General features: G+C 33.0%; 22 protein-coding genes and 1 other RNA gene. 4 read left to right on the top strand and 19 right to left on the bottom strand.

Annotated elements, in window-relative coordinates:
* Positions 1 to 113: 113 nt before the first annotated feature.
* Positions 114 to 2,300 (top strand): B12-binding domain-containing radical SAM protein, encoded by a 2,187-nt coding sequence (locus MQX03_RS02450; RefSeq protein ID WP_242801209.1) that lies wholly within the window; start codon positions 114 to 116, stop codon positions 2,298 to 2,300.
* Between the two features lie 397 nt (positions 2,301 to 2,697).
* Here the strand turns inward: MQX03_RS02450 and MQX03_RS02445 are convergent, their stop codons facing one another.
* The 3 genes from MQX03_RS02445 to atpD form a co-directional block, all read right to left on the bottom strand.
* Positions 2,698 to 3,528 (bottom strand): hypothetical protein, encoded by an 831-nt coding sequence (locus MQX03_RS02445; RefSeq protein ID WP_129536952.1) that lies wholly within the window; start codon positions 3,526 to 3,528, stop codon positions 2,698 to 2,700.
* A 78-nt stretch (positions 3,529 to 3,606) separates the two neighbouring features.
* Positions 3,607 to 3,888 (bottom strand): F0F1 ATP synthase subunit epsilon, encoded by a 282-nt coding sequence (locus MQX03_RS02440; protein ID WP_129536951.1) that lies wholly within the window; start codon positions 3,886 to 3,888, stop codon positions 3,607 to 3,609.
* A gap of 89 nt (positions 3,889 to 3,977) precedes the next feature.
* Positions 3,978 to 5,486 carry a F0F1 ATP synthase subunit beta gene (atpD, locus tag MQX03_RS02435; RefSeq protein ID WP_242802110.1) on the bottom strand — a complete coding sequence of 503 codons (1,509 nt, stop codon included), beginning with the start codon at positions 5,484 to 5,486 and terminating at the stop codon, positions 3,978 to 3,980.
* A gap of 206 nt (positions 5,487 to 5,692) precedes the next feature.
* Here atpD and MQX03_RS02430 point away from each other — a divergent pair, with 206 nt between their 5' ends.
* The gene (locus tag MQX03_RS02430; protein WP_242801207.1) at positions 5,693 to 6,613 is read left to right on the top strand and encodes a bifunctional riboflavin kinase/FAD synthetase; all 921 of its coding nucleotides are present in this window, start codon (positions 5,693 to 5,695) and stop codon (positions 6,611 to 6,613) included.
* Here MQX03_RS02430 and MQX03_RS02425 read toward each other — a convergent pair.
* On the bottom strand, positions 6,610 to 6,963 hold the full coding sequence (locus tag MQX03_RS02425; protein WP_242801205.1) for an MmcQ/YjbR family DNA-binding protein: 354 nt from the start codon (positions 6,961 to 6,963) through the stop codon (positions 6,610 to 6,612). The two genes, MQX03_RS02430 and MQX03_RS02425, sit on opposite strands and share 4 nt — an antisense overlap.
* A gap of 127 nt (positions 6,964 to 7,090) precedes the next feature.
* Here MQX03_RS02425 and MQX03_RS02420 point away from each other — a divergent pair, with 127 nt between their 5' ends.
* Positions 7,091 to 7,747, top strand: coding sequence for an NAD(P)H-binding protein (locus tag MQX03_RS02420; RefSeq protein WP_242801203.1), 657 nt, complete (start codon positions 7,091 to 7,093; stop codon positions 7,745 to 7,747).
* A gap of 108 nt (positions 7,748 to 7,855) precedes the next feature.
* Here MQX03_RS02420 and MQX03_RS02415 read toward each other — a convergent pair whose 3' ends face one another.
* The 10 genes from MQX03_RS02415 to MQX03_RS02370 form a co-directional block, all read right to left on the bottom strand.
* Positions 7,856 to 8,434 (bottom strand): glutathione peroxidase, encoded by a 579-nt coding sequence (locus MQX03_RS02415; RefSeq protein WP_242801201.1) that lies wholly within the window; start codon positions 8,432 to 8,434, stop codon positions 7,856 to 7,858.
* A 43-nt stretch (positions 8,435 to 8,477) separates the two neighbouring features.
* Positions 8,478 to 9,140, bottom strand: a complete 663-nt coding sequence (locus MQX03_RS02410) for an outer membrane lipoprotein-sorting protein (protein WP_242801199.1) — start codon at positions 9,138 to 9,140, stop codon at positions 8,478 to 8,480.
* A 166-nt stretch (positions 9,141 to 9,306) separates the two neighbouring features.
* Positions 9,307 to 10,029 (bottom strand): 3-deoxy-manno-octulosonate cytidylyltransferase, encoded by a 723-nt coding sequence (gene kdsB / locus MQX03_RS02405; RefSeq protein WP_242801197.1) that lies wholly within the window; start codon positions 10,027 to 10,029, stop codon positions 9,307 to 9,309.
* Between the two features lie 32 nt (positions 10,030 to 10,061).
* The gene (locus MQX03_RS02400) at positions 10,062 to 10,652 is read right to left on the bottom strand and encodes a hypothetical protein (protein ID WP_242801195.1); all 591 of its coding nucleotides are present in this window, start codon (positions 10,650 to 10,652) and stop codon (positions 10,062 to 10,064) included.
* 118 nt (positions 10,653 to 10,770) lie between these two features.
* A complete protein-coding gene (locus MQX03_RS02395; protein ID WP_242801193.1) occupies positions 10,771 to 12,024 on the bottom strand; it encodes a pyridoxal phosphate-dependent aminotransferase in 1,254 nt (417 codons plus the stop codon).
* 234 nt (positions 12,025 to 12,258) lie between these two features.
* Positions 12,259 to 13,974, bottom strand: a complete 1,716-nt coding sequence (locus MQX03_RS02390) for a phospho-sugar mutase (RefSeq protein ID WP_242801191.1) — start codon at positions 13,972 to 13,974, stop codon at positions 12,259 to 12,261.
* A gap of 33 nt (positions 13,975 to 14,007) precedes the next feature.
* On the bottom strand, positions 14,008 to 14,499 hold the full coding sequence (locus tag MQX03_RS02385; protein WP_242801189.1) for a hypothetical protein: 492 nt from the start codon (positions 14,497 to 14,499) through the stop codon (positions 14,008 to 14,010).
* Positions 14,500 to 14,574: 75 nt separating this feature from the next.
* Positions 14,575 to 15,276: a GIN domain-containing protein gene (locus tag MQX03_RS02380; protein ID WP_242801187.1), complete on the bottom strand. Its 702-nt coding sequence runs from the start codon at positions 15,274 to 15,276 to the stop codon at positions 14,575 to 14,577.
* Between the two features lies 1 nt (position 15,277).
* Complete coding sequence (locus tag MQX03_RS02375) at positions 15,278 to 16,228, bottom strand: glycosyltransferase family 2 protein (RefSeq protein ID WP_242801185.1); 951 nt, start codon at positions 16,226 to 16,228, stop codon at positions 15,278 to 15,280.
* An 18-nt stretch (positions 16,229 to 16,246) separates the two neighbouring features.
* Positions 16,247 to 16,840, bottom strand: coding sequence for a DUF4199 domain-containing protein (locus tag MQX03_RS02370; protein WP_229985072.1), 594 nt, complete (start codon positions 16,838 to 16,840; stop codon positions 16,247 to 16,249).
* Between the two features lie 132 nt (positions 16,841 to 16,972).
* Here MQX03_RS02370 and ffs point away from each other — a divergent pair.
* An RNA gene (ffs, locus tag MQX03_RS02365) (signal recognition particle sRNA small type) lies at positions 16,973 to 17,069 on the top strand.
* A 66-nt stretch (positions 17,070 to 17,135) separates the two neighbouring features.
* Here ffs and MQX03_RS02360 read toward each other — a convergent pair.
* The 5 genes from MQX03_RS02360 to MQX03_RS02340 all read right to left on the bottom strand — a co-directional run bounded on the left by MQX03_RS02360 (position 17,136) and on the right by MQX03_RS02340 (position 21,606).
* A complete protein-coding gene (locus MQX03_RS02360) occupies positions 17,136 to 17,822 on the bottom strand; it encodes a metal-dependent hydrolase (RefSeq protein WP_242801184.1) in 687 nt (228 codons plus the stop codon).
* A gap of 91 nt (positions 17,823 to 17,913) precedes the next feature.
* Positions 17,914 to 18,843 (bottom strand): 1,4-dihydroxy-2-naphthoate octaprenyltransferase, encoded by a 930-nt coding sequence (menA, locus tag MQX03_RS02355; protein ID WP_242801182.1) that lies wholly within the window; start codon positions 18,841 to 18,843, stop codon positions 17,914 to 17,916.
* Between the two features lie 10 nt (positions 18,844 to 18,853).
* Entirely contained in the window at positions 18,854 to 20,359 is a 1,506-nt protein-coding gene (locus MQX03_RS02350; RefSeq protein WP_242801180.1) for a PH domain-containing protein, read from the bottom strand.
* Positions 20,343 to 20,888, bottom strand: coding sequence for a PH domain-containing protein (locus MQX03_RS02345; protein ID WP_242801178.1), 546 nt, complete (start codon positions 20,886 to 20,888; stop codon positions 20,343 to 20,345). The genes MQX03_RS02350 and MQX03_RS02345 overlap by 17 nt, the downstream gene beginning before the upstream one ends.
* Positions 20,889 to 20,934: 46 nt before the next feature.
* Positions 20,935 to 21,606, bottom strand: coding sequence for a DUF2461 domain-containing protein (locus tag MQX03_RS02340; protein ID WP_242801176.1), 672 nt, complete (start codon positions 21,604 to 21,606; stop codon positions 20,935 to 20,937).
* Positions 21,607 to 21,613: the final 7 nt, after the last annotated feature.

Here is a 21,613-nt window from a genome sequence, read left to right as displayed (position 1 = left end):
GATATTAACTTCATAATTCTTACCATCTAACTTTCTTAATGTTTATTTTTTTAAATTACTCAAAAATTTTCTTCATTTTCCATTTAAACCCATAAATTTGCAAAAAATTACTTTTGAAAGATCTTCTTCTCATCACTCCTCCTTTCACGCAACTCAACACTCCTTATCCGGCGACAGCTTATATCAAAGGTTTTCTGAATACCAAAAATATATCAAGCTATCAGATCGATTTGGGGATTGAAGTGATTTTGGAATTATTTTCAAAAGAAGGAATTCAAAGAATTTTTGCCAAACAAATTGATTTAAAAAATAGTTCTGAAAACTCTCAAAGAATTTTTGCTTTACGAGATGAGTATATTAAAACCATCGATCAGGTTATTCTTTTTTTACAAAATAGAAACCCAACTTTAGCCAGACAGATTTGTTCGATGAATTTTCTGCCTGAAGCTTCCCGTTTCAATCAGCTGGATGATATGGAATTTGCTTTTGGAAATATGGGTTTACAAGACAAAGCTAAACACTTGTCTACTTTATATTTAGAAGATTTATCTGATTATATAGTTGAACACGTTGATTCTGATTTTGGTTTCAGCAGATATGCCGAAAGATTAGGAAAGTCTGCCAATTCTTTTGACGAATTATATTTAAAATTAAATTCAGACCAAACTTTTATTGATGGTATCACTTTAAAAATTCTTCACGAAAAACTAGAATTGGTTCAACCAAAACTGGTTTGTTTTTCCGTTCCGTTTCCCGGAAATTTATATTCTGCATTTCGATCTGCGAAATTTATTAAGGAAAATTATCCTCATGTAAAAATTGCAATGGGCGGTGGTTTTCCGAATACTGAATTGAGAGAAGTAAAAGACACAAGAGTTTTCGAATTTTTTGATTTTATCACTTTAGATGATGGAGAAGTTCCTCTTGAATTGGTCTACGAAAATTTAAATAAAGATGAAAACTCTCAGTTTAAAAGAACCTTTTTACTTGAAAACGAAGAAGTTGTCTACAAAAATAATTCTATCAAACACGATTATAAGCAAGCACAAGTTGGAACACCTGACTACACTGATTTACAATTAGATCAATATATTTCGGTCATTGAAATCGCTAATCCGATGCACAGTTTGTGGAGCGACGGAAGATGGAATAAACTCACGATGGCGCATGGTTGCTATTGGGGAAAATGTACTTTCTGTGATATTTCTTTAGATTACATCAAAATTTACGAACCCATTTCAGCCAAAATTTTGGTTGACAGAATGGAAGAATTGATTGCAACAACTGGAGAAACGGGATTTCATTTTGTTGATGAAGCCGCACCACCAGCTCTAATGCGTGAAGTTGCTTTAGAAATTCTGCGGAGAAATCTAGTTGTAACTTGGTGGACGAATATCAGATTTGAAAAAAGCTTTACCAAAGATTTATGTTTTCTCTTAAAACTTTCAGGTTGTGTTGCGGTTTCTGGCGGACTTGAAGTAGCAAGTGACCGATTGTTAAAATTAATTGATAAAGGAATTTCCGTAGAACAGGTTGCGCAGGTAACAAGAAATTTTACTGAAGCCGGAGTGATGATTCATGCTTATCTGATGTATGGCTATCCTACTCAGACCATTCAGGAAACGGTAGATTCTTTAGAAATGGTTCGCCAGCTTTTTGAAATGGGAATTCTGCAAAGTGCATTTTGGCATCAGTTTGCGATGACCGCTCATTCGCCTGTCGGATTGAATCCTGAAGAATTTGGAGTCACTCCGATTAAACAGGAAATTTTATTTGCCAACAACGATATCGATTTTACAGACAGAACCGGAATCGATCACAGCAAATTCAGTTTTGGTTTAAAAAAATCTTTATTCAATTATATGCACGGAATTAATTTTGAATTACCGCTGCAAAATTGGTTTGACTTTAAAATTCCAAAAACAACGATTCATCCTGATTATATTCACGATTCACTTTTGGAAGAGGAAAATTTTACATTTAAAGGAAATTCAAAAATTATTTTTTTGGAGAAAAACGTAATCGCTGAGAATTACATAAAAACAAAAAAACAAAACTCTTGGGCGTACAAGAGAATTACATTCCATTTAAAAACAAATATTATTTCTGTAGATTTTGAACAGGAAAAAGGAGAATGGCTGACTAAAGTTCTACAAGAAAATACGTTTGAGAATCCGAAACGGATTACTTTGCAACAATTGAAAACTGATTTTGAAAATAGCTTAGAAGATTTTGAATTGTTCTGGTTTTCAAAACCGATGCAGCAGTTGAAAGAAAATGGAGTGATTTTGAGTTTGTAGGTTTAGGTTTAGGTTTAGGTTTAGGTTTAGGTTTAGGTTTAGGTTTAGGTTTAGGTTTAGGTTTAGGTTTAGGTTTAGGTTTAGGTTTAGGTTTAGGTTTAGGTTTAGGTTTAGGTTTTAAAATTATAACTAATGTTTGTCATTCCGTAGGAATCTAAGCGTTTTTATTATGAAATTATTGCCTAGATTCCTACGGAATGACAAACCGAACATCAAGAAAATTTATATAAAATAAAAATCCTGAAAATTATTTTTTTCCAGGATTTTTTATGTTTAGGCTAAAAGCCAATTGAATTTTATTTTTTGATAAACAGCCTTCCTTCGACAGGCTCAGGATGACATGCAATTTCCTATTGAAACAATATTAGAGTTTTCATTAAAAATTTGTTTGAAAAATTTACTTTTTATCTTTTTCAACTCCATCTTTTACCACATCGCCTACAATTACTTTTTCCTGAATTTTTATAAAGTTTGGATCCAAAATTGCCATTCGTTCTGCAATTGCTTTGTAAGTTGGATATTTCAAAATCGAAGCTCTTCCTGACATTTCTCTGTACAATGTAAAAGTTTTTCCACCAGCAGTTTTGATCTGTTTTGTGGTTGTGATGTACTTTCCGATGTACTTGCTTTTAGCATCATAAATTTCAATGTCGATAAAAGTTTTGTCAGTAACACGATCATCTGAACCGAAACTTACTGGTAAATTAGTGAAATATCCCACCGGAACGCCATTGCTTAAAATCTCACCAACACTGTTGACTTCAAGATTTAATTTATCAATTTTTGTTCGAATTGTGTATGCTTCTTTTGTTTTACTATCAAGTTTCCGTTTAGGCATATTTTTAAAAAGCTCATCCAGATTTTTGATGTTGATTCCTCTTTCATCAATAATTTTTAAACCTTTTATACAGGTATATACCGCAGATTTCTCATCACCAGAAAATGCAGATGGTGATATATAATCTAAATCTAAAGTTTTTTCACGGTTATACACCCGATTAATTTTCACGTAACTATCTCGTACTGAATCCACAACACTTTTATCAACAAATTCAACAGTGAAAATCGGCGTTTCCTTTAAATCCATAAATGTATATTCATTAGATTTATTGGTAATTTTGGCTACGTGAGTTCCGTCGAGACTTACAATTCCTCTTTTAGTTTTAATAATTTGAGCATTGCATATAAAACTCAGAACTGTAAAGAATAAGATTAAACTTTTCTGCATGAATCAGATTTTATAAGGCATAAAAAAAGTGTAACAAAGTTACACTTTCTTGAAAATATATTTAGCTTCTCAATTTAATTATTCGCAAAGGATAATTCCTTTATCGTGATTAAATTCTATCACACCGCTTTTTATAGGATAAGAAAAAACAGAGTCTTTTTCATTTTCTTTAGTAAAGTTTTTAGCAAAAGCTTCGTTGATAGAATTTGCATACAATTTAACTTTACCTCCAACTAATGAAGAAACGATTCCTGCGTGGTTTTTCATGATGTGGAATTCACCATTTTTTCCAGGCAACAATACAGAGTTTACCTCTCCTTCAAAAACTACGTATTCTGGTGTTAAAATTTTTATATTCATTTTAATTTAGATTTAAAGATTTCAGAATTCAGATTTCAGACATAAAAGTCTCATGTCTAGAATCTGACATCTTGTGTCTAATTAATTTATTATGCGTTGTCTGCTAACATTTTTTGTCCGGCTTCGATCGCTTCTTCGATAGTTCCTTTCAAGTTGAAAGCAGCTTCCGGTAAGTGATCCAATTCACCATCCATAATCATGTTGAATCCTTTAATAGTATCTTTGATATCTACCAATGATCCTTTAAGACCTGTAAACTGTTCTGCAACGTGGAAAGGCTGAGACAAGAATCTCTGAACTTTTCTAGCTCTGTAAACTACAGATTTATCTTCCTCAGAAAGTTCTTCCATCCCTAAGATTGCGATAATATCCTGAAGAGCTTTGTATCTCTGAAGAATCTCTTTCACTCTCTGAGCACAGTTATAATGTTCTTCACCGATAATTTCCGGAGCCAAGATTCTTGACGTAGAAGCCAATGGATCTACAGCAGGGTAAATACCTAATGAAGCAATTTTTCTATCTAGTACAGTTGTTGCATCTAAGTGAGCAAACGTCGTAGCAGGAGCCGGGTCAGTTAAATCATCCGCAGGTACGTAAACCGCCTGTACTGAAGTAATTGAACCATTTTTAGTTGAAGTAATTCTTTCCTGCATCGCACCCATTTCAGATGCCAATGTTGGTTGGTAACCTACCGCAGATGGCATACGACCCAATAGTGCAGATACCTCAGAACCAGCTTGTGTAAAACGGAAGATGTTGTCTACGAAGAACAATACGTCTCTACCTTGTCCGCTTTCACCACCGTCTCTGTAGTACTCAGCTAATGTAAGACCAGAAAGTGCTACTCTAGCTCTTGCTCCTGGCGGCTCATTCATTTGTCCGAAAACGAATGCAGCTTTAGATTCTTTCATAACCTCTAGGTCAACTTTAGAAAGATCCCAACCACCGTTTTCCATAGAGTGCATGAAGTCATCACCGTATTTAATAATACCTGACTCAAGCATTTCTCTCAAAAGGTCATTTCCTTCTCTCGTTCTTTCACCTACTCCGGCAAAAACTGAAAGACCACCGTGTCCTTTCGCAATATTGTTAATCAACTCCTGAATCAATACTGTTTTACCTACACCGGCACCACCGAACAATCCAATTTTACCTCCCTTTGCGTAAGGCTCAACTAAGTCGATTACTTTAATACCTGTGAATAAAACTTCTGCAGAAGTTGAAAGTTGATCAAATTTTGGAGCTGGTCTGTGAATTGGAAGACCACCTTCCTTAGAAATATTTTGAAGCCCGTCGATAGCATCCCCAACAACGTTGAATAGTCTTCCGTTTACAGCTTCACCAATTGGCATCATGATAGGATTACCATATCCTATAACTTCCTGCCCTCTTTGAAGACCGTCTGTAGCATCCATTGCGATACATCTTACTGTATCTTCACCAATATGTTGTTCTACCTCTAAGACTACTTTTTCACCGTTCCCTTTGATAATCTCTAACGCATCATAAATACTAGGAATTGCTTCCACATTATTAAAAACTACGTCGATTACAGGACCAATAATTTGAGAAATTTTTCCTTTAATTTGGTTTGCCATTGCTAAATTTTTTCTTGGTGCAAATATAATGAATCTTAACAAACCTGCAATTGCTAAAAAAAAGATTTTTATCATGCTTTTTCAATAATTTCCCATTGTAAAAATTTATTAGTTTCCCAATCATTTTGCGGTCGAAAACATTGGTAAATTGTTATATCGATACATTGTTACATTATACTTATATTTGCTGTCAAAATTTTTCCGTTTTGAATATCTTCAAGAATTTTAAAGATTACCACTCAGAAAAGCCTTTAGCATTATCTTTAGGCATGTTTGACGGGGTGCATCTTGGTCATAAGTACATTATCGACGAGTTGAAAAAAGTGGGTTCTGAGAATGATTTAGAAACGGCAATCCTCACTTTCTGGCCGCATCCTCGTTTTGTTTTTAATCCTAATGAAGATTTAAAGCTTCTCAATACGATTGAGGAAAAGAAATTTTTGATGGAAAAATATAACATCCATAATTTATTTGTAAAAGAATTTGATGATGAATTCAGAAATCTTACAGGAGAAGAATTTGTACGCCAGATTTTAATTGAAAAATTAAATGTAAAATATCTGATAATCGGTTACGACCATTCTTTCGGGAAAAATAAAAGCGGTAATTTCGAATTGCTTCAAAAATTGTCTACAGAATTGGATTTTGAGGTCGAACAAATGGAAGCCATCAATATTCACGAGAATAATATCAGCTCTACCAAAATAAGAAATGCACTCTTAGCAGGAAATATTAAAGAAGCCAACGAAATGTTGGGTTACTCCTACTCGATTTCCGGAACAGTTGTTCATGGAAAGAAATTAGGCAGAACTATCGGCTATCCAACTGCTAATATCGAAACCGAATCCATTAAACTTTTACCTAAAAAAGGAGCTTATATTGTTGAAGTTTTTATAAAAGATCAACAATATAAAGGAATGTTAAGCGTCGGAACAAACCCAACCGTGAACGGAGAAAAATTAACCGTTGAAGTTTATATTCTTGATTTTGAAGGAGATATTTATGATGAAAATATCACAATAAAATTCAGAGATTTCATTCATGAGGAAATCAAATTTGAAGGTTTGGATAAATTGATTGAAAGATTGGATGAGGATAAAAGATTGACGGAAGAGTTTCAGTTTTAAGAATTCTCAATTTCCTCTTTCGCTTTTTTCGTTAAAGATTTAAACACTAGATCATAAGAATGGTCAATCATTTTTAGAACTAATTCTCTTTTCAGCCCATCTAAAGAAACAGAATTCCAATGGGTTTTGTTCATATGAAATGCTCCTGTAATCTGATGATGTTGCTCACGAAGTTCTGCGCTCCATTCCGGATCAGTTTTCACATTAATTCCTACGGGTTGTCTTTCTAATGACATCAATAGGAAAATCTTGATTCCTACTTTCATCACAAGCGTTTCATTATCAAAAGGAAAACTCTCAGTAACTCCCTTTTTGGACAAACAGTAATCTAAAATCTCGTTGGCATCCATCTTTATAAGTAATATTTAATAGGTAATGAGCGATGATAAAATAATTAATTCTTAAACTTTGGTCTAAATTTAGTAAATTTAAGAAAGAAATCTCAGGATTTTTAAACAACCATAAATCAAAATTATTATGAAAGCTTTGGTCATCGGTGCAACAGGCGCTACAGGAAGAGATTTGGTTAAACAATTGCTGAATGATAATGATTTTGAGCAAGTAGATGTTTTTGTAAGAAAGCCTTTAACTATTCAAAACGAAAAACTAAAAACTCACATCGTAGATTTTGAAAAACCTGAAGACTGGAAAGATTCGGTAAAAGGTGACGTTGCTTTTTCATGTTTGGGAACGACCTTGAAAGATGCCGGAAGTAAAGAAGCCCAAAGAAAAGTTGATTACGATTATCAATTTCAGTTTGCAAAAGCTGCCAAAGATAACAATGTGGAAGATTATATTTTAGTTTCTGCTTACGGAGCCAATCCGCAATCTAAAATTTTCTATTCTAAAATGAAAGGTGAATTGGAAGATGCTGTGAGAAAGCTTCATTTCAATAAAATCACCATTTTCAAACCCGGAATGCTTGAAAGAAAAGATTCTGAAAGATCCGGCGAAGTTTTAGGAAGCAGAATTATCAAATTTGCCAATAAACTTGGTCTTTTTGAAAGTCAGAAACCTTTGCCTACAGATGTTTTGGCGAAAGCAATGATTAATTCAAGCAAAATAAAAAGCAACGGTTACTCAAGTATCAAGCTGGGAAATATCTTTGGCTTTGCCGAGAAAAGCAATGAGTGATATTTGTGGATGGTCAATTTTCAGAGATAAATATTCATTAGAATACAAAATAAACTCCGCTTAGAAATAATTCTAAGCGGAGTTTATTTTATTTAATACTAAGATTTTTTATTTCAAATACTTAGTAATCGCCTCATCAGTAGGTTTTGTAGTACTGATAAATGAATCTATTAACTTACCGTTCTCATCAACCAAAAATTTAGTAAAATTCCAAAGAATACTTGTGTTTTTTACTCCGTTCAGTTCTTTTTCCGTTAGATATTTAAAAATCGGTGCGGTGTCATCTCCTTTTACAGAAACTTTTGCAGCTAAAGGAAATGTTACGCCGTAATTTTTTTGACAAAATGCTCCGATTTCAACGTTTGAACCAGGCTCCTGTCCGCCGAAATTGTTGGCAGGAAAACCTATTACAACCAATTTATCTTTATATTCATTTGATAATTTTTCAAGATCAGCATATTGTGGCGTGAAACCACATTCTGATGCTGTGTTTACAATAAGAATTTTCTTTCCTTTGAAGTCAGCGAAATTGATTTCTTTCCCTTCTTCAAGAGCTTCTACTTTGTAATCGTATATTGTTTTTCCCATAAGTTCTTTACTTTTAGCTTTAGAAACGTCGGTTTTTTTCTGAGCGCAGCTGTTAAAAAATGCTACGAAAGAAAGTAATATTAAAAAGATTTTTTTCATTTTTTATTTATTTTACAGTTTCGCTGTTATGTTAATTCAAGTATTAAAATTTAAAAATATTGGCAGGAAATACTTTATTTATTTCCACTTTGTTCAGAAGCATGACGTAGTCTCCGTCTTTTTTTGTGCTTGCAGATTCTATTCTGAACGGCATAACCAAGTTACCAACTTTTTTATAATCTGAATAATTTAATGTTTCTTCTTTTTTTATCTCTTTTAAAAGCATAAAATATTTAGTATCAAAATAATACAGATTTTTATTAACATTTTTAGTCAGTTCTACTTTGTGACAATAGATATCTCCTACTTTTTCTTTGCCTAGATATTTAGCTTCAAAACCTTTGTTTTCCCAATCGATAAAATCATTATCAAAACTTTCTGAAACATATTCCGGATATACCTGAAGTTTATTGGTTGCGTAATTCATCGCATACCCTTTAGTTCCATCGTAGCCTTCAATTGCGGTATCTTTTCCGTTGATGGTCAAGACGGTTTTGGTTAAATTCGGGCGTTGTTGATAAATTTTGATTGGATATTCATCTTTCACACCTAAAATTACTTTCCCTTGAAGTAATACTGAATTTAAAAGCTTCCAGTTCGTTAGTCCTCCGGACAATTCAATGTTTTTATCAATAATTTCTTTAGCGGTCTGAGCGAAAGATAGTTGCGAAAATATAAGGACGAATACTAAAATTAATTTCTTCATTCAATCATTTTTATCAAGTCAAATATAAGTCTTTCTAGTCTAATGTAACAATCTATCAATCTAACAGTGTAACAAAATTACGGAATTCTGTAATGTAAGATTACTTATTAACTTTCTTTTAACTCTTCACATTAGCCTTTCAACTTTTTAATTGTTTTTTTTTACTTTACAATAACTTTTTTGCTTTTTCCAAATCCTCAGGCGTATCAATTCCGACTCCAATGAAATTGGTTTCTATTAGCTTGATTTTCATACCATATTCCAGATAACGGATGCATTCTATTTTTTCTGAAATCTCCAATGGTTTCATTTCTAATTTTGAAAATTGAAGCAAAGCATGTTTTCTGAAAGCATAAACTCCGATGTGTTTAAAATAATCAACATTATAGGAAATTTCTCGGTGAAAAGGAATCACAGAACGGCTGAAATAAAGTGCAAAACCATTATTATCAGTTATCACTTTTACATTATTCGGGTTTTCAATTTCTTCTTTTTCGTGAAGTTTTATTTTTAATGAAGCTAAGGAAATTTCCTGATTGTCATCTTCCTTAAAAACCTGAATCAGTTGCTTTAAAGGTTCTAATTTTAAAAACGGTTCGTCGCCCTGAACGTTGATCACAATATCACAATCAATGTTCTGCACAGCTTCTGCAATTCGGTCGCTTCCCGTTTCGTGTTGTCCGGTCATTACTGCTTTTCCGCCGTGATTTTGAATTTCATTAAAGATCAATTCAGAATCTGTTGCGACGAAAACTTCATCAAAAAGTCCGGTTTCTACAACATTTTGATAAGTCGTCGTAATAACTGTTTTTTCACCTAAAATCTGCATCAGTTTTCCGGGAAAACGGCTGGCTTCATAGCGCGCAGGAATAACAGCGATAATTTTCATTTTATTTAAATATAAATTATTAAAAGTGAGTTTTAGTTTAAATAATTGACTAAAAAGATGATTCCGTAAATCCATGAGATATATAGAAATGAATAGAAAAATCCAAATCCTAAACTTCTTAAAAGATTATCTTTACAGCTTTTCGAATTTTTAAATACCAATCGTAAAGCTCGGAAAAAAATCCAATATAGCATTGCCGCAAAAAATAAAATTGCTGCCCAAAAGAAGAATCCTAAGAAATATAATAGAAAAGCGAACACAATAGAAATCAAAAACCATAGAATAATTGAAAAGATAACTCCTCCTATGCCATCTCCTACAGCTGGTGGATCAAAACCGGAAACCTCTGGTAAAGAAATATTATCCGAATATTTTTTGATTCTTTCTTTATGTAAAATATGTCCTACATTCTCTTTCAGTTTTAAACCAAAATATAATCCTGAACTAATAAACACAAAGAATGTTGCCGCTAAAATAGAAGTTGATAGTATAGAATTTTGAAATAAAGATCTGTGAGAATTTGTTCCGGAAAGCCAAACACTCAGAATAACTAAAATGATGATTGCTAACGTTAAGTAGCTTAACCATTTTGTTTCAAGAAAAGTTTTCCTCTGAAATTTCATCAATAAATTATGGATAATTTTTAATTAAATATTTCGGCTAAAAAAATTGCCGAAGTACAAACCTTCGGCAATTTATGTGATTTTTCTTAAAGTTCAAATTCTACAATAAACAAAAAACTTATTTCAAATTATTTAAAGCATTCTCCAATTTCGGCATCATTACTTCAATTTCATTGATATCTAAGCCTCCAACAGAAGCTCTGAACCAAGGCTCAGATTGAGCTTCCCCAAATGCTGAGAAAGGAACTAAAGCAACTCCTGCATCATTGATTAAATAGAAAACTAAGTCTGAAGAATTCTCAATTACCGTTCCGTCAGGTTTTGTTTTTCCGATATAGTCTAATTTTATGGTCAAATAAAGCGCTCCCATCGGTTCGATGCTCTCTACTGCTAAACCTTTAGCTTTTAAATCCTGAATTCCGTTGTGAAGAACTTTTAAACTTGCTTCTAATTTTCCTTTAAAATCATTGATAAATGTGTTTACATTATCAGCATTCTGAAAATATTTTGCCGTTGCTTCCTGCTCCGGTTTTGGTGCCCAAGCTCCCACGTGCGTCAATAAAGCTTTCATTTTGTCAATTACATGAGAAGGACCAAATCCCCATCCTACACGAACTCCAGTCGCTGCAAGACATTTGGAAATCCCTTCAATATAAATCGTGAATTCTCTCATTTCAGGGAAAAGAGAAACCGGATCAACATGTTTTGCACCGAAAGTAAGATTAGAATAAATCTGATCATACATTAAATACAACGGTTTTTCGTCTACACCTCTTTTGCTGTTTTCCTCTAAAATCATTTCACAAATCTCTCTCAACTGAGATTCTGTGAACATCGTTCCTGTAGGATTTAGTGGCGAACAAAGAGCCAAAAGAACAGCTCCGGTTAAGTGAGGTCTTAAATCATCAGCAGTGGGTAAGAAATTGTTTTCCGGAGTTGTCTTAACTTCAATTGCATCTGCAGAAGTAAGATATGCGTAATGATTGTTGTTCCAAGACGGTGTAGGATAAATTACTTTATCACCTTCGTCAACAATTACTTTATAAACTGCATAAATCAACGGTCTTGAACCTGCTGTAATTAAAATATCATTCGCTGAATAATCTAAATTCCATCTTGTTTTCAAGTCTTTTGAAACTTCATTTCTCAATGACAACAATCCGTTTGCTGGCGGATAATTGGTTAAATTATTCTGATACGCTTTCTGAATTTCTTCTTTTAATTCTGCAGGAATCGGGTAAAGATTAGAATTCAAATCACCAATCGTAAGATTAGCAATCTCTGCCCCTTTCGCCTTTAAATCATTTACTTCGTTACCAATTTTTACAATTTCAGAACCAATAAGGTTCGCTGCTAATTTTGAAACTTTCACTTTTATTTACTTTTAAGATATTATATTTTAGGTGGCAGAAATTAGGTTATAGGATAACCGTTATTTGTTATAATTCTAATTTTAACGCAAAGTTCGCAAAGTTTTATTATCAGCTAGCTGTTTTTAAGTTCGCAAAGGCGTTTCACTCAGCAAAGAACACAAAGTTTTCAATTGTGACAAAGATTACAAACAAATAGTAAACTTTTATCTAAAACCTAATTCTTGCTACCTTATTTAATTTAACTGAAGATCTTTTCTTACTTCTTCTATTTTTTGCTCTAAAGATTTCAACGTTTCTTCAAAGTCTTCTTTTGAAGTTATTTGTTCCTTTACAGAAACATAAAATTTAATTTTTGGTTCTGTTCCTGAAGGTCTTACGCAAACTTTTGTTCCGTCCTGTGTATAATAAATCAAAACATTCGATTTTGGAATGTCATCCATCACATGTTTTTTATTTTCAGAAACTACGAAATTGGTTTGCTCTTTAAAATCTTTTACTTCTTCAACCGCTGAACCAGCCAATGATTTTGGAGGGTTTTCACGGAAATTCTTCATCATATTCTGAATTTCTTCCGCTCCATCTCTACCTTTTTTAACGATGTTAATTAAACCTTCGTAATACATTCCGGTTTCCTGATAGATTTCGATAAGGTATTCGTACATCGTTCTTCCGTTTGCTTTGCACCAAGCTGCAATTTCGCAGGCTAAAACGATACTTCCACAAGAATCTTTATCGCGAACGAAATCTCCCGTCATAAATCCGAAACTTTCTTCACCACCGCAAACAAATTTTTCCTGACCTTCAAAATCCCGGATCATTTTTCCGATCCATTTGAAACCTGTTAATCCAACTTTACAGTCAACACCGAATTTTTTAGCAATATCAAAGAAAATATCTGAAGTTACAATCGTAGAACCGATGAATTCTTTTCCAGTAATTTTACCCTGTTTTTTCCATTGATCCAAAATATAATACGTTAGAATCGTATTACATTGGTTTCCGTTTAACAATTGTATTTCGCCTTCCAAATTTCTTACAGCAATACCCAATCTATCACCATCAGGATCTGTTCCGATAACGATATCTGCGTTGGTGATTTTAGCTAAATCCATTGCCATTTCCAAAGCTGCAGGCTCTTCAGGGTTCGGAGAATCTACCGTTGGAAAATTTCCACTTGGAATCATTTGTTCTTTAACCAAGTCAATTTTCTTGAAACCAGCTTTTTCCAAAGCTTGAGGAACTGTTGTGTAAGTTGTTCCGTGAATTGATGTGAAAACAATATTTAAATTTCCTTTTTCAACATCCTGATACGTTGAATTTTCGATACAGGCATCGATGTATACTTCATCCTGCTCCTCTCCGATCCATTCGATCAGATCATCGTTTCCGTCAAATTTAATTTCTTCAAATTTTACAGAATATACTTCATTGATAATTGCTTCGTCATGTGGCGGAACAATTTGCGCTCCGTCATTCCAATAAACTTTGTAACCGTTGTATTCTGGCGGATTATGAGAAGCTGTCAACACAATCCCTCCGTTGCATTTTCTGTCACGAACAGTGAAAGACAATTCAGGGGTTGGTCTGTGGTTTTTAAACAAAAGAACTTTAATTCCGTTTGCCGTTAAAACATCTGCAACCAATTTTCCGAATTCTTTTGAGTTGTGACGAACATCATAAGCTATCGCAACACTAATTTCTTTACCTTGAAATTGCTGCAACATATAATTCGCAAGTCCCTGTGTTGCTTGACCTAATGTGTATTTATTTAAACGATTGGTTCCAACACCCATAATTCCACGCATTCCTCCTGTACCGAATTCCAATTCTCTGTAAAAAGAATCTTCTAAGTCCGGAGAATTGCTGTCAATTAATGTTTGAACAGCATCTTTTGTTTCTTTATCGAATGTATCACTCAACCAAAGTTTCGCTTTTTCTAATGTTGTCATATTTGTATTTGTGCGTTTTTATAGTTTGTTAATTTATAAATTATCGTTTATCAAATTTGGAAATCCAATTTCGACAGATTCAAATTCTTTTTTATTTGTGTTAAATCTATATTTTTTTGAAATCTGATGTGTTGTTTTTTCAATAATTTCTTCATCAAAAATCAGATAATTTTTATCTAAATTGTACTTTCCAAAGTAATGACAAGTTACATGAGGAGAACTTGCAATTATCTCATAAGTTTTATTTTTATATAAATAAATTGTCAACCTTCCTGGAATACTACCATCAACTAAAAATCTGCGCCCAAGTTTTTTTTCTGAATTCAAATTGTTGAAAAGAACATGAACCGAAAAAACAAAAACCAAAGCGAGCAAAACATAATTGGTTATTTTATATTTTTTTCTTCTAAAATCAATACTATAAAGAATTATAATATTAATGAGAATTAGAAATACAATAAATGGAACAATAAAAATATTATAAACCGTTTTACAATAATCGCCACCATAAAATTTTGTGATCATTATTAACATCCAAAATAGAGCAACTAAAGTTGAATATTTAAGAATGCTTATAATTATTTTCTTCGTCTTCAACAATTACTGCAATTTTTTGTTTTCTACTTTTGTTGTTTTCTCAACTTTAAAAGCTCTGATCGGATCATTGTAATAAACAAATTTCGCAGTATTCTTCACTGTTCCTTTCAGTGAATCTTTTACATTGACTTCAGCATAATTTCCATTTTGAGAATCAAGATTAAGATTGGTTATTTTCCAATACGGAGCAATCAAACTTGCTGTATCAGAGATCTTTATCACTGCATCTTTCGTTTCGCCTAAAAAATTAGCGCGACTTCTGTTCAGCATTTCCACTTCTGCTCTTCTTGTGTTCACTGAACCCATAAAAGTAGCATTATTTTTTAAATTGAGTCTAAAATTATCAGTTTTAATTTCGCTCGAAATATTCATTTCAACAGAATCTGAAAGAGAAACTTTTTCCAAATTGTACTTAGAATAAATCGTCACATTGTAGAAATCTACACCTTTTGTCCCTCTGCCTTCTTTGATGGAAAGTGTTTTATCATCTACGTCAACATCAAGATTATCAGCGATATTCGGATAGGTTTCAATTTCAACAAAATTCTTTGGACCTCTTGCGTAAAATACACGAAATTTTCCGTCCAAATCTAAATTAACGAATTCTTCAACGTCAATTTCCTTTTTTTCTAAGTTGCCTTTCGGAGAAATTTTACAGCAGGAAATTAAAGCTAAAAATGAAATTATATAAAAAATCTTTTTCATCTTATATCACTTCGTCAATATTATAATTCTTGTGCTCTCTGTTGGTTCGGATGATCATTTCACCTAAGAATCCTGCGATGAAAAGCAAAGTTCCCATCAACATCATCGTTAATGCAATGAAAAACCAAGGATTATTGGTGATTAAATGTCCATAAATTCCTCTTGCAACATCAATCAGTTTTGAAATGCCCAGCCAAAATGCTGAGAGAAAACCTACGATAAACATTATAGTTCCAACCGCTCCAAAGAAATGCATGGGTCTTCCACCAAAACGACTTACAAACCATAGCGTTACTAAATCTAAAAATCCACGAACGAATCTTTCTGTACCAAATTTTGAAGTACCGTAAGGTCTTGCCTGATGTGGAACTTCTTTTTCTGTAATTCTTCTGAACCCTGCATTCGCCGCCAAAACCGGAATATAACGGTGCATATCTCCGTACACATCAATCGATTTTACAACCTGTTTTTTATAAGCTTTCAGACCACAATTAAAATCATGCAAGTACACACCCGAAACTTTTCTTGCCGCAGCATTGAATAGTTTTGAAGGTACATTTTTGGTCATTACATTGTCAAAACGCTTTTTTTTCCAGCCTGAAACAATGTCGTAATTATCTTCAATCACCATTCTGTACAGTTCAGGAATCTCTTCCGGAAAATCCTGTAGATCGGCATCCATGGTAATGATTACATCACCGTTTGTTCTTGCAAAAGCGGCATGTAAAGCTTGGGATTTCCCGTAATTTTTGGAAAATTTTATTCCGTGGATTTGTGGATGCTGAACTTTTAAATTCTCAATAATGCTCCACGATAAGTCTGTACTTCCGTCGTCGATAAACCAAACTTCATAAGATAAGTTACTGGTTTTACAAACGTTATCAATTCTTGTAAAAAGCTCTTCGAGAGATTCTTCCTCGTTAAGCAACGGAATAACTATAGATAAATTCATTTAAATTTTAATAAAAAATTATTCTTCAATGATTTCTTCAGGCATTGTTTTCTTTCTGAAAAATGCCCCGAAAAATACTGACAAAACTACGTAAAATATAAGAATTGCTGCAAAATATCCTGAAAAATGACTTGCTGTCAACATATCTTTTCCCTTAATTGTTTTAGGATCAAATCTCTGAAGACCTTCCTGATATTTTTGCTCGAGCTCATCGATGTCTTTTTGGTGTTTCAAAATCTTTTTTGCAGACAAATATTCTTTGTCCAGTTCTGATTTTTGTCTCTGTACATATTGATAATTCAAAAGATCTTTTGCATCGGTATCAATGAAATTTAGGAAAGAAAAAATGCTTACAATTGATAAAATTCCGCCTACAAACATCGGAACAAAAGCTCTTTTGAATGCTTCTCTGAAACCCATTCTATATTTATTCCAACGAGATTTTACAGACCAAAACGCTGCTAAAGCGTAAAATATTGGCAACACGAATGCGTTGACTTTCAACGAAGTATCAAAATACTCAACTCCTGAAAAAAGAAAATAAACTACAAAAAAGATCAACATTGTAGCGGCATACAATAAAATTCCTAAGGTTACTGGACTTTTCGTCATAATTCTGATTTTTAGAAAATTTCTTAAAAAATATTGGTCTAAATTTCAGCGGTTTAGCTTTAATAAAGGGATTTTCTAAGATTTTTTCTTTAATAATATTTTTAAGTTTACAATTAATTCCTATCTTTGCAACGGCAAGTCCTAAACAACCAGCTCCTAAAAACCCTCCAGGGTGGGAACGCAGCAAAGGTAATTGGTTGAGCGGTGTGATTTAGGTAGCTTGCCATTTTTTTATTTTTAAAATTAAGAGATTAAGATGATTTTATTTAAATTACTTAATCTCTTAATTTTTTTGTTATATATCGAAACTTTCGCCCAATTTTGGAAGAATCAATTCAACATTTTTATCACTAAAATTTTTCACAGCATTCTCATGATCAATCTCAATTGCCGGGAAAGTATCAAAATGACATCCGATTACTTTTGGAGTTTTCAATAATTCTGATGCTGCAAAAGCCGCTTTTCTTGAACACATCGTGTAATGACCACCAATCGGAAGGATTGAAAGATCTAAATGACCATACAATGCAGGAAATAACTGCATATCTGCCATTACTCCGGTATCACCAGCCAAATACACGTTTTTACCTTCAGGAAGCCTGAAAATATATCCCACAGGAACTCCACCGTAACTTCCGTCAGGGAATGAACTTGTATGATGAGCCGGAACCATAGAGATTTTCAAATCACCGATTTTCGCTGATCCACCTAAGTTTACATCGTCTTTATTTTTAGCATCTTTGAAGTATGCACAGATTTCTGGCTGACCAATAATGGTAGCTTCAGGATAGTGTTGCAAAACCTCTCCGACGTCAGCAATGTGATCGCCGTGAGCATGAGTGATCAAAATATAATCGATTTTCTGTGCACTAATATCAAATCCTGATTCTGCTTTTTTGTAATTATAAAAAGGATCGCAAAGGATCGTTTTTTCTTTGTACGTGAACAGGAAACAGTTTTGTCCTAAGTATTGTATTTTCATTTTAATTTATTTTTATTAAACACTAATTACACAAATTTTATCACGAATAGCACTATTAAAACAGTGTATTTGTTAAGAAAATACAAGTTTATTAACTGAAAAAGTTAAGTCCGAAAGCAGTAAGAACGGCCATCATAAAGGTGATAATCCCGACTTGCTTTAAGAAAGGGTCAAGTTGTTTAGGCTCTTTTACTTCCATTATTTTTCTTCTCAGTTTTGCAAGAGGTAATAAAAGAATCATCACGATGAAAACATAATATTGCTTCGATTGAATGAAACCATTCATTGCTAAAAAAATTAGGATTAAAATCAAAGGAAACTGCAACAAAACCATTTCGTAAATCATTGCATTTCTAAAGCCCATTCTCAATGCAAGACTGTTTTTACCCGATAATCTGTCGCTTTCAATATCACGCATATTATTAAGGTTTAAAACCGCCATACTCATCATTCCTACAGCTGCTCCGGGTAAAAGCATATCCCAGCTGAATGTTTTGGTAAACAAAAAATAACTTCCGCAAACCGAAACCAAACCAAAGAAAATGAAAACAAAAACGTCTCCCAATCCCATATAACCATAAGGTTTTTTGCCAATCGTGTAACCAATTGCCGCCAAAATACTCGCCACACCCAAACCAATAAAGATGTAAAACTCATTCATAAAATCTGGAATGAAAGCCAAATATAAAAGTGTAATCGTTGCAATAAAAGATAAAACAGAAAATAGAATCACTGCATTTTTCATCTGTTTTGCCGTAATTTTTCCGGAGGCTACTGCTCTTGCTTCTGCCTCGCCGATTCTTTTTGCATCGGTACCTTTCACACCATCACCATAATCATTGGCATAGTTTGATAAAACCTGATACAATAATGTCACTAGAAGTGCCAATGCAAAGATTTTCCAGTCCCAGGTACCGCCTTCGCCCCAAAGTCTCCATTTTGCGATGAATGACCCCATGATAATTCCGCTCAGAGAGAGCGGTAATGTTCTAAGCCTTGCAGCCTTTATCCAATCTGACATTAAATTTTATTTAATTATTCTTAGAATTTTCAATTTTGTAGATACAGTAATTCAGCAGTTTTTTGAGTTTTAAATAGTTTAAAGCTGCTATTTTAAAGCGTCCTGCGGAGGTATAAAAAGTGATTGTTCCTAAGTTTGTTTTCCGTTGCCAAAAATACTGAGAAATTTTCACAGTTTGAAGTTTTTCGACCTCAAAAGTTCGGTTATCGATGTCCCAAATTCCTGATTTTAGTCTGATAAATTTTTCGTTGTAAAATAATTTTAAATTTCGGAAAGAAATCAAAATCAATAATTCCGTTAAAACAATGTAAATGACCGCTAAAAACCAGTAGTTTATCCATATTTCCTTTTCAATAATAGAAATTAAAAGCAATGGCAAAATAATCCACTGGAAAGTATTGACAATAATTAATCTGAAATTAGGTTTTAAATAATTTTTAAAAACCGGAATCTCATTCCAAATCGCTGAGATCAGTTTTACTTTTTCATCATCATTAATTCCCGGAACAGCTGCTACATTTTTTTCACCCTCTTCTTCATTCTTACCAATCTGAAGAAATTTTACATGAGAAATCTTCAATTTTTTCTGAATCCAGTTTTGCGTTTCGGTGACTACCTGCACTTTCGATTTGTTGACAATCGAATTTCGGGTATTAAACAACCCGTATTCAAAAGAAAAACTCTGATTGTTTTCAGTAATTTTAAAATTGAAAAATTTAATTAATGTACGAACTGTGTTAATTAAAATTCCGACAACGATCACAACCAACACAATTCCCAAAATAACAGGAATTGAAAATGCCAAAAACTGAGATTCTACGGTATCATAGTCTAAATCTGTTTTAAATTCTGCTTTTTTAAGCAAGTTCGTAAGTTCAGAAAAACCATAAATTATTAAACTTAACAGCGCAAAAAAACTTTGAATATAATTTGCGGTAATGCCGTATTTTAGAATGCTGAGCGTTGAAATTTTAATTGAACGAAGTTCTTTATTCTCTTCTTTATCTAAAACTTCATCAAGGTGTTCGGTACTGTTTTCTGTTTTCTTCTCCGTTAAAAGATATTTTTTTAGATCAATCGCATTTTGTTTTGTCAATGCTGAAATTTTCACTTCTTTTTCAGAACTTCCAGGTGTGTCAATTTCAAGTTTATAAATATTAAAAAACCGATGAATAAAAGGTTGCGAGATATTAACTTCCTGAATATTTTCCCTTTTAATTTTAGTTACCGAAGTATTGATAATTCCTTCATGAATAACAAATTCTTCATTTTCTTCGTCAATATAATATTTGAAATGATAATATTGTAAAACCGCAGAAACAATAAGAATTAAGAGTCCGGCAATTATAGCAAGAATAACAATCCAAGGCTCTATTTTATCTTTTCTGACAAAAAAAAGGATAACGAAAACCCATAGATTTTTGATGACCATTCCGATATTGTACAGAAAAAGTAGTACAATTCCCGTTTTGGACTGACGTTGAGGCTGAAAAAAAGAATTAAGCTTCTCCTCCATCTTCTGTTTTTTCCTTAGAAATACTTCTTCTGATGTGATTGTTAATTCCCTCTGCAATGTCTTCTGGCAGACCGTTGATGGTAATATCACCCCCACTTACTCCAGCTGTGAATACAGAAACTGATTTTAAATTTAATATTTTAGAAAACCAACCCTGCTCTACTTTGATGTGCTGAATTCTGCTAAAAGGGACAATGATAATACTTCGTTTCAGCCAACCGTATTGGTAGACCAAATCCTTTTCACGAACTGCATATTTTCTGAATCTAAAACCAATCACTGTATTTAGAAAAAGAAAGCAAATCATTAGAAAAATTCCAATAACAATTGCCCAAACCTGAATTTTACTTAAATTAAAATAAAAGAAATAAAAAGCGACACCAACAATACCAACTAAGAAAATCGAGAACAAAGCAAGATTCAATAAAATAATCTTGAGATATTTTGGCGACACCGCCGTCAGTTTTAAATCACTAAAATCAGGAATTTCAAGGTCGAAAATCTGAGGGTTTTGAAAGTTTTGTTCCATTTAATTTAAATATTGAAGCTCAGTTTTTCTAACAGTGCATCTTTAATTAAATTAAAGATGCACCATTTAAATCTGTTGTAAGAACCTCGCTCATGTAATCAAAAAAAGGACGCATTGCTAGAAAAGTGGCAATGACTTCTTTTTGAAAATTGTCAGAAAAAACCTCTTGATCAGAAAATCTTCTCATGACAACAAATTGTTTTTTCTTGATCAGATTAATAGCGGGATGATTTTTATCAAAACCTTTCGGAGCAATTTTCGCACCTTCTTCACCCTGTAATTCGCCGAAGTATTCTACAAAAATTTTATCTGACATAATTTTTCTGATTTCAGTATCACTGGTTTCAAACTCCTTTCGAATTCTAAGCAAATCTTCCGAGTTTGGACTCCAAAAACCACCTCCAACAAAACTGTTATTTGGCTCTAAATGAATATAATAACCACCTCTAAGCATTGGTTTTTTCCGAGATATTCCTGCACCAAAATTGGTTTTATAAGGCGTTTTGTCTTTGGAAAAGCGTACATCTTTATAAATTCTGAAAATATGAATCTTTCCTAAACTATCATATTCTTCAAGCTGAGAATAAATTTGATTAAAAAAAAATTTATTTTCCTTTATAATTGAATCATATTCTGATTTGTGCTCAGAAAACCAAACACGGTCGTTGTTTTTCTCTATTTGTTCGAGAAATTCAAATCCTTTTTTCAATATGAGCATATTATTA

Source organism: Chryseobacterium aahli (assembly GCF_022699665.1).
GTDB lineage: Bacteria > Bacteroidota > Bacteroidia > Flavobacteriales > Weeksellaceae > Chryseobacterium > Chryseobacterium aahli.
This window is presented reverse-complemented; position numbering and strand designations above follow the sequence as displayed.

What these genes read in the sequence shown, in the direction of transcription:
- MQX03_RS02445 (WP_129536952.1), bottom strand. Translation starts at nt 3,528, where the DNA reads ATGCAGAAAAGTTTAATCTTATTCTTTACAGTTCTGAGTTTTATATGC.
- MQX03_RS02440 (WP_129536951.1), bottom strand. Translation starts at nt 3,888, where the DNA reads ATGAATATAAAAATTTTAACACCAGAATACGTAGTTTTTGAAGGAGAG.
- atpD (WP_242802110.1), bottom strand. Translation starts at nt 5,486, where the DNA reads ATGGCAAACCAAATTAAAGGAAAAATTTCTCAAATTATTGGTCCTGTA.
- MQX03_RS02425 (WP_242801205.1), bottom strand. Translation starts at nt 6,963, where the DNA reads ATGGATGCCAACGAGATTTTAGATTACTGTTTGTCCAAAAAGGGAGTT.
- MQX03_RS02420 (WP_242801203.1), top strand. Translation starts at nt 7,091, where the DNA reads ATGAAAGCTTTGGTCATCGGTGCAACAGGCGCTACAGGAAGAGATTTG.
- MQX03_RS02415 (WP_242801201.1), bottom strand. Translation starts at nt 8,434, where the DNA reads ATGAAAAAAATCTTTTTAATATTACTTTCTTTCGTAGCATTTTTTAAC.
- MQX03_RS02410 (WP_242801199.1), bottom strand. Translation starts at nt 9,140, where the DNA reads ATGAAGAAATTAATTTTAGTATTCGTCCTTATATTTTCGCAACTATCT.
- kdsB (WP_242801197.1), bottom strand. Translation starts at nt 10,029, where the DNA reads ATGAAAATTATCGCTGTTATTCCTGCGCGCTATGAAGCCAGCCGTTTT.
- MQX03_RS02400 (WP_242801195.1), bottom strand. Translation starts at nt 10,652, where the DNA reads ATGAAATTTCAGAGGAAAACTTTTCTTGAAACAAAATGGTTAAGCTAC.
- MQX03_RS02390 (WP_242801191.1), bottom strand. Translation starts at nt 13,974, where the DNA reads ATGACAACATTAGAAAAAGCGAAACTTTGGTTGAGTGATACATTCGAT.
- MQX03_RS02385 (WP_242801189.1), bottom strand. Translation starts at nt 14,499, where the DNA reads ATGATCACAAAATTTTATGGTGGCGATTATTGTAAAACGGTTTATAAT.
- MQX03_RS02380 (WP_242801187.1), bottom strand. Translation starts at nt 15,276, where the DNA reads ATGAAAAAGATTTTTTATATAATTTCATTTTTAGCTTTAATTTCCTGC.
- MQX03_RS02375 (WP_242801185.1), bottom strand. Translation starts at nt 16,228, where the DNA reads ATGAATTTATCTATAGTTATTCCGTTGCTTAACGAGGAAGAATCTCTC.
- MQX03_RS02370 (WP_229985072.1), bottom strand. Translation starts at nt 16,840, where the DNA reads ATGACGAAAAGTCCAGTAACCTTAGGAATTTTATTGTATGCCGCTACA.
- MQX03_RS02360 (WP_242801184.1), bottom strand. Translation starts at nt 17,822, where the DNA reads ATGAAAATACAATACTTAGGACAAAACTGTTTCCTGTTCACGTACAAA.
- menA (WP_242801182.1), bottom strand. Translation starts at nt 18,843, where the DNA reads ATGTCAGATTGGATAAAGGCTGCAAGGCTTAGAACATTACCGCTCTCT.
- MQX03_RS02350 (WP_242801180.1), bottom strand. Translation starts at nt 20,359, where the DNA reads ATGGAGGAGAAGCTTAATTCTTTTTTTCAGCCTCAACGTCAGTCCAAA.
- MQX03_RS02345 (WP_242801178.1), bottom strand. Translation starts at nt 20,888, where the DNA reads ATGGAACAAAACTTTCAAAACCCTCAGATTTTCGACCTTGAAATTCCT.
- MQX03_RS02340 (WP_242801176.1), bottom strand. Translation starts at nt 21,606, where the DNA reads ATGCTCATATTGAAAAAAGGATTTGAATTTCTCGAACAAATAGAGAAA.